A 12,394-nucleotide genomic window follows, 5' to 3' on the forward strand; every position below is an offset into this window, starting at 1 on the left:
TGAAGCCGGACCGCCTGATGAGGCGGCCCGGCTTTTATGTTCTTCCCCGCGATTCAGATTGGTCCCCAATTAATGAGTACCCCGACACTTAGCATGATCACGGCGATCAGCACCCATATGCCGAACAGCGGCAGTATCCACTTAAACCACTTCATCCAGGCCACTCCTGCAACGGCCAGGCTGGCCATGAGCGGTCCGGATGTTGGGAAGATACTGTTCGTAAATCCGTCTCCGAACTGGAAAGCCTGTACCGCGACCTGACGGGTGATGCCCAACATGTCGGCAAGCGGCGTCAGGATCGGCATGGCGATCATGGCCTGTCCGCTTCCGGAAGGCACGAGGAAATTCAGGGCACCGTTCGCTGCGAACATCCCGAGCGCGGCCAGGACAGGAGGCAGCGTTTCAAGCGGCACCGACAGTGCATGGACAAGAGTGTCCAGTATGTATGCATTCTCCATGACGATCAGGATCGCCCTGGCCACCCCGATGATCAGGGCGCCGTACACAAGGTTTTTGCAGCCTTCCATAAACCCCATAGTCAGCTGATTATAGTTCATCCCGGCAATAATTCCTGAAACCAGGCCGATAAAGATGAAGAATGCGGCCATGTGGTTAATGCTCCAGCCCATCTTGATGGTTGCAAAGACGAAGAATGCCAGGGCAATACCTGCGAACGACAAAATCAGCTTATGTCTGCCTGTGAAAGGCGCTTCCAATGACTCTTCCTGGTTCTGGTCATCCAGGACACCAATTATACTTTTTGAAGGATCCTCCAGCACGCGCTTCGCATATCTCCATGTATACCAGATCGTCACGCCGACAATCAGAACAAACGCAAGGATTCTCAAACCCATCCCGGAAAACAGCGGAACATCGGCGATCGTCTGTGCCACCCCGACGGTATAGGGGTTCAGGAAGCCGACATTGAATCCGGCGAACGTTGCACCGAATGTGATTGCGACAGCGACAAGCGCATCCAGCTTCAGAGCGCGTGCGATGATCAGGCCGATGGCTACAAACGGGATGACCGAGTTTGCAACCGCTCCGACTGCCCCGCCAAGCGCGAACAGGATGGAAATAATCGCGATGAGCCAGAATTCTTTCCCCTTTGTCACATTGACCGCGCGAAGAATCCCCCCTCGGATAGCGCCGCTCCGTTCAATGATTTCAAAAGCTCCACCCGCAAACAATACGAGGAAGATCAGGTCCGCCGACTCCACCATCCCCTGCTGCAGCGCAAGGAACAAATCCATGAAGCCTGCCGGATTTCCCTCTGTCTGGCTGTATGTTCCCGAAACGACCCGTTCGACGTCCTCTACGGTTTCCCGTTCAAATGACCCGGCGGGTACGATATAAGTCAAAACCACAGCCAACAACAAGACGGCGAACAGAATGACATATGTATCAGGCATTTCCCAACGCTTTTTCTTGTTTCTCTCTTCCATTTCCCCTTTTGTCCCCTCTCTGGTGTCAGTAAAAATGAATAGTTATGAGTATAAAGGTATTTCACATTCATTTCAAATTAGTATGTATATTCATTTTATAATAAGGCTCTGTTATAGAGTATTGTTGCTTTCCGTTACGGGCGGGATGTCGCCCAACGCTTGCGCTTTTGGGCACAGACGCCGTTCTACGTGACGGCGCCCGCTACCCGCGGGGAAGGCTAAGAGCCGGTGCCAAAACGGAGGTTGGCGCCTGCGTGCAACGCATAGCGTTGCGCAGCACCAACTTGCAGGGTCTCTCCGCCCTCCTTTTCCTCAGGAGTCTCCGCCCTTCACTCCAAGCAACAGCCAAGTATCAACACCATCCGCTAACAGAGCCTATAATAAAAGACGGGCCGCTGATGTTTGCGGTCCGTCTCGGATTTGTCAGTTATACCACCCGTACAGATGCCCGTCCCGGTGTGGATGTGTGCCGCCATGTTTTGAGGAACAGCCGCGTTCTATCTCGTCCCCTCTCCATGAGTTTCTCCATCTGTTCCAGATCCATGTCAAAGTCGGTCGCCTTTACATCATCCATCGGGATGAAAACGACATCACGGGCATGTTCTCTCGAGATATATCGCTCGTCGTGCGCATTTTTCATCGTCGAGAACAGTGCTTCAAAAAGATCCAGTGCATTGTGGATCTCATGGGGCCGCCGCTCCTCCTGGCTCCGGCTCAGCTTCAGGCCGATCACCGGCCGCTCCCTTTTTCCTTTTTCATCATCAAAAATCCACATCGGAAAGTTGCTCAGCACACCACCATCCACGACAATCGCTTCCCCGCCTGACGTGAACAGCCGGACCGGCTCGAAAAAGTAGGGAATCCCGCAACTCATCCTCAGCGCCCGCGCGACCGGAAACGTTTCAGCGGGGATGCCGTACTTCTCCAGATCATCCGGAAGCACGAGCATCTTGCCGTTTGTGAGGTCCGAAGCGACCAGCTTCAGTTTACCCGGGGGAAGGTCACCGAATGTATATACCTGTTTCTCGAGGAGCCGTTCTGTGAACCAGTCCTCAAGTGCCTTCCCCTGATACAATCCCATCCGCCAGTACAGGTTCAGCCACTTCATGAAACGCGTCGGCACGAGCGAAGCCCGCCGGTCCAGCAGCTCACTGAAATCCTGTTCTGCAAGCAGATCAGCAATTTCCTTCGCTGTGAAGCCCGCTGCGATAAATGCCGCCAGGATCGAGCCCGCACTCGTGCCCGCAATCCTTTGGAATGTAAGTCCCTGCCGCTCCAGCTCCTCATAAGCCCCGACCAGCGCGAGCCCTTTCAGCCCACCTCCCGAGAACACACCGTCCACCCTCAACTCCCTCGCCCCTTTCCCGGAGGTCTTTCTTATAGGGTAAGTCTGTGGAGGCTGGATTAGAACCAAGCTTGAACACCCCTTGCATGTTGACCAGGAAGGAGATAGATTGAAAACAGGACGAATAAAATGAGGGATGAACCGATGAATATCCGTGAAATCGAAGAAATTGACAATCCTGTAATCGAACAGATTATCAAGCGCTCGCTGGAAACTTTCGGGCTGGATATACCAGGTACCGCCTACTTTGATCCGCAACTGGGCAGTTTGTCTGACTACTACCGGGAATTGCCCAATTCAAAGTACTGGATCGTTACAGATGAACTTGGCGATGTCATGGGCGGTGTCGGGATTGCACCATTTGGAGAACATGAGGGGGTATGTGAGCTGCAGAAACTGTATATCAAACCGGAAGCACAGGGACAGGGCCTGTCAAAGCAGCTGATGGAAACCGCACTCGGTTTTGCCAAGGAACATTATGCGTACTGCTACCTCGAAACGATGGAAAAGCTCCGGGTTGCCAATCGCCTATATGAACGGCTGGGCTTCCGAAAACTGGACAAGCCGCTGAATGGATCCGAGCACGGAACGATGGATACGTGGTATATAAAGGAGCTATAAAAAGAGGCATCACAGATTTTTTTCTGTGACGCCTCTTTCCTGTTATAGATGATGCTTCATACGCTCCACCGTTTCTCCGCGTCCCGGCATACCACCCTGGGCTCCAAACTGTTCGACGGACAGTGATGCAGCCGCATTGGCGAACCGAATGGCGTCTTCAAGCGGCATTTTCTCCGCGAGGGCGACTGCCAAAGCACCGTTGAACGTGTCGCCGGCACCGGTCGTGTCTACCGCATTTACCCGGATGCCGGGCACCCGGATGTGCCGATCACCGTCGTAATAGCGGGCTCCGTTTTGGCCAAGCGTTACGATGAGCCGGTTCGGATGCGCTTCAAGCGCCCGTTCCCAATTCTCGCCGAACATCATAGCCGCTTCGCTCTCGTTCGGCGTGAGAATTGGCTCGTATTGCAGAAATTCGGGACTGAAGCCGTCTGCCGGCGCGGGATTCAGGATCACCGGAACCTGGTTCCTGCGTGCAATTTGGAGTGTGCGGAGAACGGACGGAATCGGAATCTCCAGCTGCAGGACGACAAGGTCGCTGGCAGCTATGGCTGCTTCACTATGATCGATGTCCTCAGGCGTCAATTGATGATTAGCACCCGGCACCACAATGATCCGGTTATCTCCTTCCGAAAGCAGGATGTTCGCAATACCGCTCGGGCCTTCCACGCGCTTCACCCTGCTGACATCGACGCCTTCATTCTCCAGATTTGTGACGAGTTCATCCCCGAACGGGTCGGTGCCGACTGCGCCAATCATGGCGACCTCACCTCCGAGGCGCGCTGCCGCCACTGCCTGGTTGGCCCCCTTGCCGCCCGGAATTGTCGTATGAAGATTTCCGAGGACTGTCTCCCCCTGCTTCGGGAACCGCTCCGTCCCCACAACGAGATCCATATTGATACTGCCGACTACTGTGATCATGAAGACACCTTCTCTTGTGCACTTTTCATTAGCGTACCAGACCCGAAGTCCGGTTGAAACAGTTGGTTGGGGCGTCATGGATTTATCAGGTGCGGTGCCGTCGCGAATCGGGCTGCTGCGGTCGCGAATTCATCCGATGCCGACGCGGTTCAGGCTGAATTGGGCGCGAATATGTCCGTTGCCGACGCGAAATCAACCGCTGCTCGCATAAACAACTGCTCCAAAACAAAAACGGCTGCAAATAGACTGCAGCCGCTGTGCCGTGCCTTATTCCTCTCCGAGCCACTCCCACGCCTCTTCATACTCGCCCGGATTAAAATGCCTCGTCTTCAGCCTGGCGATTTCACCCATGCCGAGTCCTTCAGCAAACTGGAGCCAGTTCTGCTCGCTCATGAGGGCGACTTTATTGAAAGCCATCAGGCGTTTCATATCAAATTCGACGCCCCTTAGAGCATCTGGGATGGAAGCGAGGTCGACCGTGCCGACTTCCGCGAAGATATTAAAGGAACCCTCTTCTTCGTATTTCCTTGAAATCACCTCATTCAACTTCAATGCGTCTTCTTTCGTCAGCCCGCCGTCAAACCTGAGCGCGACGGTCCGTTCATCCTGGCTCGGTGTGAATGTAAGCAACTGATCTCCTCCCAAATCGTTCGTTTTCCCTTTTCTTCCCTTCCTCGCTTTCCTGTAATCCATTCCCGGCAATCGTAGCTGAAGAAAACAGAAAAACGCCGGCAGGCGGCCGACGTTTTTCTGTATATTTCATTACCAGACAGCAATCGAACCATCTGTCCTGGATTCCGTGCCTGCTTCGAGCACGCCGGTTTCCGGGTTGCGCCAGATGATCTGGCCGCGTCCGAAGCCGCCGGAGTCAGTCGCAATCCGGATGTCGTGGCCTTTCCGCTGGAGGGCCTGGGCAAGGTGGAGCGGGAAGTCCGGTTCCACCTGAACGGTTTTGCCGCCGACCCACTGCCAGCGCGGCTGGTCAAGCGCAGCCTGCGGGTTCAGCCCGAAGTCGACCGTGTTGGAAATAACCTGGAAGTGGCCCTGCGGCTGCATGTAGCCGCCCATGACGCCAAACGGCCCGACCGCTTCTCCGTTCTTCGTGAGGAAGCCCGGGATAATCGTGTGATACGTCTTCTTGCCCGGCTTCAGATAGTTCGGGTGTTCCGGATCAAGCGAGAAGTCGGCGCCGCGGTTCTGGAGCGCGATGCCCGTATTTGGCACGACAATCCCGGATCCGAAGCCCATGTAGTTGGATTGGATAAAGGACACCATGTTGCCTTCCCCGTCTGCCACTGCGAGATAGACCGTGCCACCCTTCGGAAGCTCGTACGGCTCAGGATCAATGGCCCGGTCGCCGATGACGGCAGCCCGTTTTTCCGCATATTCCGGTGACAGCAGGTGCGCCGTTTCGACCGGCATGTCGTCTGGCTGGGTGATGAACGCCTTGCCGTCGGTGAATGCCAGCTTCATGGCCTCGATCTGGCGGTGGAGCGTCTCGGCATCCCCATAAACCAGCTGCTTGCCGGTTGCCGAATGGATATTCAACGCCATGAGCGCGACCATGCCCTGGCCGTTCGGAGGAATCTCCCAGACGTCGTAGCCGCGGTAGTTGGCCGAAACCGGCTCCACCCATTCAGGCTGATAGGCCGCAAGATCTTCCTTGCTCAGGAAACCGCCATGAGCCTGCGCCGCATCGGCTATCTGTTCCGCAAGCGGGCCTTCATAGAACGCCCGGCCATCCGTCTCCCCGATCTGCCGGAGTGTATCAGCATGGCCTGGGGAACGCCACATCTCGCCGGTCTTCGGCGGGCGGCCGTCCGGGGCGAATGTATCAAACCATGCCTCGAAGGATTTCCGCTCTTCTTCACTGCCTTCCGAAAGGTTCTTGAACTTGTTGTAGGCCACTTCCCAGTACTTGCCGAGGATCGGCGTGAGCGGGTAGCCTTCCTCCGCCAGCCGCACCGCGGGTTCGAGCGTCTCAGAAAGGCTCAGCTTACCGAACCTGCGGGACACTTCCGCCCAGGCGGAAGGCGCGCCTGGAACAGTGACCGGTACGGCACCGAACACCGGCATTTTCTCGTGTCCCAGCGCCTTGACCTTCTCCGCGGTTGCATCCATTGACGCCGGACCTGATGCGTTCAGCCCGTGCAGCTTGCCTTCCGTCCATATGAGCGCGAACGCATCTCCGCCGATGCCGTTGCTTGTCGGCTCGACAACCGTCAGTGCCGCGGCTGTGGCGATGGCAGCATCAATCGCATTGCCTCCGCGCCGCATGATCTCAATTCCTGCCTGTGCCGCAAGCGGCTGGCTTGTGGCAACCACACCATTTTTTGCGAATACCGTATGCCGCTGTGAACGGAACGGATGATACAAGTAATCCATGAATCATTTCCCCCTTCTTATTAATATGTTGATGGATTAGCCGCCAAGGAAGATGGCGCCATAGATCAGCGCACCGAGAACGACCCAGGTCGGGCTGACTTTTCGGACCTCGAGCAGGACATAGGCTACGACAATCAGGATCAGCGTGTGGACCCAGCCCGACCCGGTGAACGAGTCGAAGAAGAAATCATACGTCATTACGCCGAGAAGCACGGCAATCGTCGGGCGGACGACTTTCGTCAGCCGCTTGACCTGTGGCGCGTCCTTATGACGCATGAGGATTCCAAGAAGCATGATCATGAGGATCAGTGAAGGCGCGACCGTTGCGAACAGTGCGATAAAAGCTCCCGGAATTCCGGCGACATCATAGCCGATATAGGCGGCCATCTTCGTCGCAATAGGACCGGGAAGCCCGTTGCCAAGCGCCACGATTTCGCTGAATTCCCCATTGGTCATCCAGCCGTACCGGTCGACCACCTCGTGCTGCAGGAGCGGGATCGTTGCGGGCCCGCCGCCGTAGCCGAGAAGATTGGACGTGAAGTGCGCCCAGAACACCTGCCAGTAGATCATCAAGAAGCGCCCCCCTTCTTCCGCCAAGGAATGAAGGCGGACAGGATCAGGACGGCGATGATGATTGCCGGATGAACGCCCGCGAACTCAGTAAGCGCAAGGCTTGCCACGACCAGGATCACGGTCAGCGGCCAGCCCAGGCCGACTCCCGCTTTTTTCAGGAAATCGATCGCAAGCACGCCGATCATGACACCGGCGATCGGGATGACCCCTCTTGCCATCCCCTGTACCCACGGCTTGTCCTTGAATGCATTCAGCAGCGTCAGCAGGATGACCATCAGGAAAGCCGTCGGCAGGACCGTGGCGGCCAGGCTCGACAGCATGCCCGTCCAGCGGTTCAGCCGCCAGCCGATATAGCCGGACAGCTTCGTGTTAACCGGTCCCGGCAACGTGTTCGCCAAGGCGAGGATGTCCGAGAATTCATCGTCGTCCATCCACTTGTACCTGTCGACGACTTCCCTTTTCATAAGCGGGATGGCGGACAGCCCGCCCCCGTAACCGAGCATACCCGCCCGGAAAAATGCGATGAACAAGTCTTTATTCATATAAGCATCAGCTCATTTCTTGAAACTAGTATTTAGTATAACGAAAAATCAGATCAATCGGAACAGCAGATTGGTTTCTGCATCTTCGGGCATGTCCTTCCGCTCCGCTTCATATGATGGCAAATAGCCTGAAGCAAAGGAGCAATCGATATGACAACCGGCCTCCTGATCATTCTTCTCCTTGTCCTCGTCCTGCCGTTTGCGGTGAAGCCGGTCGAGCGGCAACTGGAACTTTTTCTTCTCGTCATGGGGATTGCCGCGGCCGTCACCGGCGGAATGATGAATCGCGAACTGCTAGGCCATGCCTTTTCCGATCCGCTGCCGATCACGCTGACTGTTCTCGTCGCCGGCATCGTCTTCCGTCTGTTTTACCGCCGGCTTACCGTCGGCATCCGCTGGCTCCGGACTGTCATGCCCGACCGGTTGCTTTATGCGCTGCTTGTCATTCTGCTCGGGCTTATTTCAAGTGTCATCACCGCCATCATAGCAGCGCTTGTGCTTGTTACTGTGACCGGCACGCTCGGGCTTGCCCGGCGCTTCGAGATCCGGCTCGTCATCCTCGCATGCTACTCGATTGGACTCGGTGCCGCACTCACACCGATCGGCGAGCCACTTTCCACCATCACCGTGCAGAAACTGAATGCTGAGTTTTCGTTTCTGTTCAACCTTATCGGCCTGGATGTCCTTACCGCCATTCTGATGTTCGGAATCCTGGCGGCAGTCTGGGTAGACCCGCCGGAAAACAAGACAGACGGCAACCCACCGCCGCCAGAGCCGGTTTCGTCGATCTTCACACGATCGTTCAAGGTTTATTTGTTCATCATGGCGCTTACCATGCTCGGTGCCGGATTTGAACCGCTGATCCGTGAACATCTCACCGATGTCTCTCCCGGCACGCTTTACTGGCTGAATATGCTGTCAGCAGTTCTCGATAACGCCACGCTGGCTGCCGCCGAAATCAGCCCGCTCATGCAGTTTGATGCCATCCGGGCGATCCTGCTCGGCCTCCTCATCAGCGGAGGGATGCTGATTCCCGGGAATATCCCGAACATCATCTCCGCCGGCAAGCTCCGGATCACAAGCGGCGAATGGGCCAGGTTCGGTGTGCCTGTCGGGCTCGTGGCGCTTGTGGTGTATTACATCATTGGAATCTGGTAAAAAAAACGGATGCCCCGGCTCGGGGGGCATCCGTTTCATCGTTTCTTCTGTTTTTGCGCGCGGCGAACAGCCTTAGTCAGGTCCTTGCGCTGCTTAGCACTTGCCATCCTGGCGCGGGCATCGGATTTCTGTTCGATATAAGCGATTTCCCGCTGGAGCTTAAAGTAGCTCGTGAGCCTTTCTTCCGGCAGCCGGCCCTCTTCGACCGCTTCCCGGACCGCGCAGCCCGGTTCTTTTTTGTGTCCGCAGTCGCGGTACCGGCAAGAATCTGCCAATTTATCGATATCACTAAAACCGGATTCCAGTCCCTCGCTTTGATCCATCAGCTGGAGTTCCCTCATTCCAGGCGTATCAATCAGGGAGGCTCCGCCGGGAAGCGGAATCAGTTCGCGATGGGTCGTCGTATGGCGCCCTTTTGCGTCATCTTCCCGGATGTCCTGCACGGCCATCATTTCTTTGCCCGACAATGCATTCGTCAGGGTCGACTTGCCGGCACCCGATGAACCGAGAAGTGCGGCCGTGACTCCTTCGCCAAGAAAAGCCCGGACCACGTCCAGCCCTTCGCCGGTTACGGCACTTACAAGCACCGTGTCCACCCCGAACGCAATGCCTCCGAGCGCATCCATATAATCGGACGGATTCTCGCACAGATCCTTTTTCGTCAGCACGATCACCGGCCTCGCTCCTGAATCCCAGGCAGCAACCAGATACCGCTCCAGCCGGCGCGCGTTAAAGTCAGCGTTCAGGCTCATGACGAGAAACACGATGTCCACATTCGCCGCGACAATCTGTTCCTCGACCCGCTGCCCCGCTTCCTTGCGTGTGAAGACCGAAATCCGGTCGAGCAGCGCATGGATGATCCCCTTCTCCTCGCCGGGCATCTGTTCCACAAGCACCCAATCCCCGACCGACGGGAAGTCCATCCGTCCTGCAGAATGGAAAGCATAGCTGCCCGAAACCGTCGAGAGCCACTCCCCATGCTCCGTCACCACGCGGTACATCCGCTTGTGTTCAAGGACAACCCGCCCCGGAATACACCGTGAAAACTCGGGTGTCGTCATCAGGCTCTCCGCCTGCGTCCTGAACGGATCTTTAAAACCATATTGGGTCATATTCAAATTCATTTCCTCCTGTTATGTCCGTGACCATAAGAAAAACCTCCGACAGCACCGTCAATCCGGCGGCTGTGGAGGTTCTCAGGCACGCGAAACAGGAGAACGCGTCAAAACGCGCCCCGCAGGCGTGTGAGTCCAGGCCGACCGGATTGTTTCCTTACATTCTGTACGTTTGCCATCTCACATCACCTGCTTTCCGTTATTTGTTGAATTCAGAATACCAAGACGGGGACTGTCCCGTCAATCGGTTTCTGAAATGATTATTCTCCGCCTGACTCTTCGGCAGAAGGTGCATCTTGGGCGGAAGAGTCTGCTGGCGGTGATTCTGGTGCCGGCGCCGTCGTCTGGCTGGTTTCCGCCGGTTGAGTGTTTTCGGCCGGTTCGGTTGCTGCAGGAGGTGCAGGCTGCTCGGGAGCTTTCTCAGCTTCCTTGGCAGGCGCTTCAGGTTGTACTGATTCAGCCGGATTCTCAAGTGCTGGTTGCTGGTCCGGCTGAGTGGATGTTGGCTCTGTTGCCGCTTTCTCTTTCTTCGGCTTGTTTTTCTCTGCGTTTTTCTTCGCCTTATCGGCCGCAATGTCAATGTGATGGGTTGCCTGTTGGATAGCCTTCTCCACGTCATTGAGATACGCATGCTTGTCCCAGTCAGCACCATCCTGTCCGATTCCTGCCATCAGGGTATTGGCATAATCACGGAGCGCTTGAATACGCCGGGCTTTCTCGGCATCTGTAAAATTCTCAATTTCCTTTGCCGCCCCACCGATCGATTGGTTCAGTTCTGTGCGAAGTTCACCCATCAGTCTGTTTTTTTCCGTCTCGATAGCCTGATCAATTTCATTCACGGACTGAGACCTCTTGCCGTTAAACCAGTTTTCCAACATGGCCCCGGCATCTTGCCCTGCACTCGCCCTCATCAACCCGCTTCCTGCCATTACTAAAAAACAGATTGCGATAATCAATACTAATCGCTTATGAAATTTATTGAACACGTTTACACCCCCTCATAGAAGAATAGGACCTCGCATGTCGAGGTCCTGTGTAGGTCAATTGAAATCAGATACCGTTTACCATATCCAGCATTTCATCAGTAGCGTCTTTTTCAAGTTCACTAGCCTTCGCTGCAATCGCACCTTTTTGTTCTGTAATTAATGTATCAATCTTGTTTTTAATTAAAGGCCGAAGTTCATTGATCTTGCCATCAATGAGACCCTTAATTTCCTCAGTAGTAGCACCCTGCTGTTCTTCCAGCTCGGCCAGTAGATCCCCTTTCACATAATCAATCGTTTCTTGGAGTTCGCTTACTGCCCCTTGCTTTTTGGAAGCCAAGTGTTTTTCAAGTTCAGCAATCGCTTTTTGCCGCTCTTGATCTCCAAACTTTTTTAAATCTTCATCTGCCCAACGTAGTGCCGTATTCCCCGCCTTGTCAATAATTTCTTGCGCCTCTTCAGATAGCGTTGCAAATTGAGCTTCAATACCAGCTATGATATCAGCATGTTCATTTTTCAAGGAGTCGATATGCTCTCCAGCAGCTTCTGAAATTCGGTCACCTGAGGCCTTACCAATATCCTTACCAGCATCGGCAATACCATCTGCCGCCTCCGCTTTTAGTCCTTCATACTCCGCGTGGGCTTTAATCGCACTGTCTTTACCGTAATCCAAGGAGTCATTAACCACTTCTTGAGCGGTGTCATCAAATTGATCGGCATACCAAGCTTTGAGTTTCATTCCAGCTTCAGATGCCCCAAATGCAACACCACCGCCACCTACGAGTAGTACTGCTGCTGTTCCTGCTGCTACCTTGCTTTTCATCGTCTTCAACATTTGTCATTTCCCCATTTCTTCGTGTAATAGTGTGGTTGGATGTCTCAGTGCTCGCTGAGCACGTCTTCCAGGATGCGGTTGACATCCGATTCGATCTCCGCTTCCAGTTGTTTGCCGGCGGTGCCGTCCTTCAGGTCTTCCCTGATGGCCGCCGCGGACTGTTCCAGCTCGGCTTCCAATTTCAGCCGGTGGGCTTCCAATTCTCTTGCAACTCGCTCTTCCTCGGTTTCCGCCAGGCTTAGAATGTCGGCTGTGAGTCTATCTTTCGATGACATGACGTAAGTCCCGAAGTCTGCAAGCAGTTTGGCGGCTTGCTGTTCCGCCGCGGCGGCTATCCCCTCACGCTCCTTCCGGAAGGCATCTTCATACCAGCCGGATAGGGAGCCCGATGCGTGTGCATGCATAGTGCCCGCAACGGCGATCAGGGCGAACGCCGTTACGGCCAGCTTCTCTTTCATCTCATCTCCCCCT

At 55.1% G+C, this 12,394-nt stretch carries 13 protein-coding genes; 2 read left to right on the forward strand and 11 right to left on the reverse strand.

Annotation, left to right across the window (positions count from 1 at the left end):
• Positions 1–53: 53 nt before the first annotated feature.
• Positions 54–1,445 carry a YfcC family protein gene (locus tag BMX91_RS02605; RefSeq protein WP_092049594.1) on the reverse strand — a complete coding sequence of 464 codons (1,392 nt, stop codon included), beginning with the start codon at positions 1,443–1,445 and terminating at the stop codon, positions 54–56.
• A gap of 427 nt (positions 1,446–1,872) precedes the next feature.
• Entirely contained in the window at positions 1,873–2,793 is a 921-nt protein-coding gene (locus tag BMX91_RS02610; RefSeq protein ID WP_092049597.1) for a patatin-like phospholipase family protein, read from the reverse strand.
• Between the two features lie 141 nt (positions 2,794–2,934).
• On the opposite strand from BMX91_RS02610, the gene BMX91_RS02615 reads away from it, so the two are divergent.
• Positions 2,935–3,411, forward strand: coding sequence for a GNAT family N-acetyltransferase (locus BMX91_RS02615; protein ID WP_092050745.1), 477 nt, complete (start codon positions 2,935–2,937; stop codon positions 3,409–3,411).
• A gap of 42 nt (positions 3,412–3,453) precedes the next feature.
• Here the strand turns inward: BMX91_RS02615 and rbsK are convergent, their stop codons facing one another.
• From rbsK to BMX91_RS02640, 5 genes are all read right to left on the reverse strand, one after another.
• On the reverse strand, positions 3,454–4,332 hold the full coding sequence (gene rbsK, locus BMX91_RS02620; RefSeq protein ID WP_092049599.1) for a ribokinase: 879 nt from the start codon (positions 4,330–4,332) through the stop codon (positions 3,454–3,456).
• 267 nt (positions 4,333–4,599) lie between these two features.
• Complete coding sequence (locus tag BMX91_RS02625) at positions 4,600–4,962, reverse strand: SpoIIAA family protein (protein WP_177168235.1); 363 nt, start codon at positions 4,960–4,962, stop codon at positions 4,600–4,602.
• A gap of 132 nt (positions 4,963–5,094) precedes the next feature.
• Positions 5,095–6,717 (reverse strand): gamma-glutamyltransferase family protein, encoded by a 1,623-nt coding sequence (locus BMX91_RS02630; RefSeq protein ID WP_092049604.1) that lies wholly within the window; start codon positions 6,715–6,717, stop codon positions 5,095–5,097.
• Positions 6,718–6,753: 36 nt separating this feature from the next.
• Positions 6,754–7,287 (reverse strand): chromate transporter, encoded by a 534-nt coding sequence (locus tag BMX91_RS02635; protein ID WP_092049607.1) that lies wholly within the window; start codon positions 7,285–7,287, stop codon positions 6,754–6,756.
• On the reverse strand, positions 7,287–7,832 hold the full coding sequence (locus BMX91_RS02640) for a chromate transporter (protein ID WP_092049610.1): 546 nt from the start codon (positions 7,830–7,832) through the stop codon (positions 7,287–7,289). Before BMX91_RS02640 ends, BMX91_RS02635 begins: the two co-directional genes overlap by 1 nt.
• 150 nt (positions 7,833–7,982) lie before the next feature.
• On the opposite strand from BMX91_RS02640, the gene BMX91_RS02645 reads away from it, so the two are divergent.
• Positions 7,983–8,990 carry a DUF1646 family protein gene (locus BMX91_RS02645; RefSeq protein WP_092049613.1) on the forward strand — a complete coding sequence of 336 codons (1,008 nt, stop codon included), beginning with the start codon at positions 7,983–7,985 and terminating at the stop codon, positions 8,988–8,990.
• A 35-nt stretch (positions 8,991–9,025) separates the two neighbouring features.
• Here BMX91_RS02645 and rsgA read toward each other — a convergent pair whose 3' ends face one another.
• From rsgA to BMX91_RS02665, 4 genes are all read right to left on the reverse strand, one after another.
• Positions 9,026–10,108 (reverse strand): ribosome small subunit-dependent GTPase A, encoded by a 1,083-nt coding sequence (gene rsgA / locus BMX91_RS02650; RefSeq protein ID WP_092049615.1) that lies wholly within the window; start codon positions 10,106–10,108, stop codon positions 9,026–9,028.
• 257 nt (positions 10,109–10,365) lie between these two features.
• Positions 10,366–11,091: a hypothetical protein gene (locus BMX91_RS02655; protein ID WP_143059339.1), complete on the reverse strand. Its 726-nt coding sequence runs from the start codon at positions 11,089–11,091 to the stop codon at positions 10,366–10,368.
• A 64-nt stretch (positions 11,092–11,155) separates the two neighbouring features.
• On the reverse strand, positions 11,156–11,923 hold the full coding sequence (locus BMX91_RS02660; RefSeq protein WP_092049621.1) for a hypothetical protein: 768 nt from the start codon (positions 11,921–11,923) through the stop codon (positions 11,156–11,158).
• A gap of 44 nt (positions 11,924–11,967) precedes the next feature.
• Positions 11,968–12,381: a hypothetical protein gene (locus BMX91_RS02665; protein ID WP_092049624.1), complete on the reverse strand. Its 414-nt coding sequence runs from the start codon at positions 12,379–12,381 to the stop codon at positions 11,968–11,970.
• Positions 12,382–12,394: the final 13 nt, after the last annotated feature.

It is taken from the genome of Bhargavaea ginsengi (assembly GCF_900109165.1).
Taxonomy (GTDB): Bacteria; Bacillota; Bacilli; order Bacillales_A; family Planococcaceae; genus Bhargavaea; species Bhargavaea ginsengi.

Coding starts and splice junctions, on each gene's coding strand:
- BMX91_RS02605 (WP_092049594.1), bottom strand. CDS start 1,445: ATGGAAGAGAGAAACAAGAAAAAGCGTTGGGAAATGCCTGATACATAT.
- BMX91_RS02615 (WP_092050745.1), top strand. CDS start 2,935: ATGAATATCCGTGAAATCGAAGAAATTGACAATCCTGTAATCGAACAG.
- rbsK (WP_092049599.1), bottom strand. CDS start 4,332: ATGATCACAGTAGTCGGCAGTATCAATATGGATCTCGTTGTGGGGACG.
- BMX91_RS02630 (WP_092049604.1), bottom strand. CDS start 6,717: ATGGATTACTTGTATCATCCGTTCCGTTCACAGCGGCATACGGTATTC.
- BMX91_RS02635 (WP_092049607.1), bottom strand. CDS start 7,287: ATGATCTACTGGCAGGTGTTCTGGGCGCACTTCACGTCCAATCTTCTC.
- BMX91_RS02640 (WP_092049610.1), bottom strand. CDS start 7,832: ATGAATAAAGACTTGTTCATCGCATTTTTCCGGGCGGGTATGCTCGGT.
- BMX91_RS02645 (WP_092049613.1), top strand. CDS start 7,983: ATGACAACCGGCCTCCTGATCATTCTTCTCCTTGTCCTCGTCCTGCCG.
- BMX91_RS02660 (WP_092049621.1), bottom strand. CDS start 11,923: ATGTTGAAGACGATGAAAAGCAAGGTAGCAGCAGGAACAGCAGCAGTA.
- BMX91_RS02665 (WP_092049624.1), bottom strand. CDS start 12,381: ATGAAAGAGAAGCTGGCCGTAACGGCGTTCGCCCTGATCGCCGTTGCG.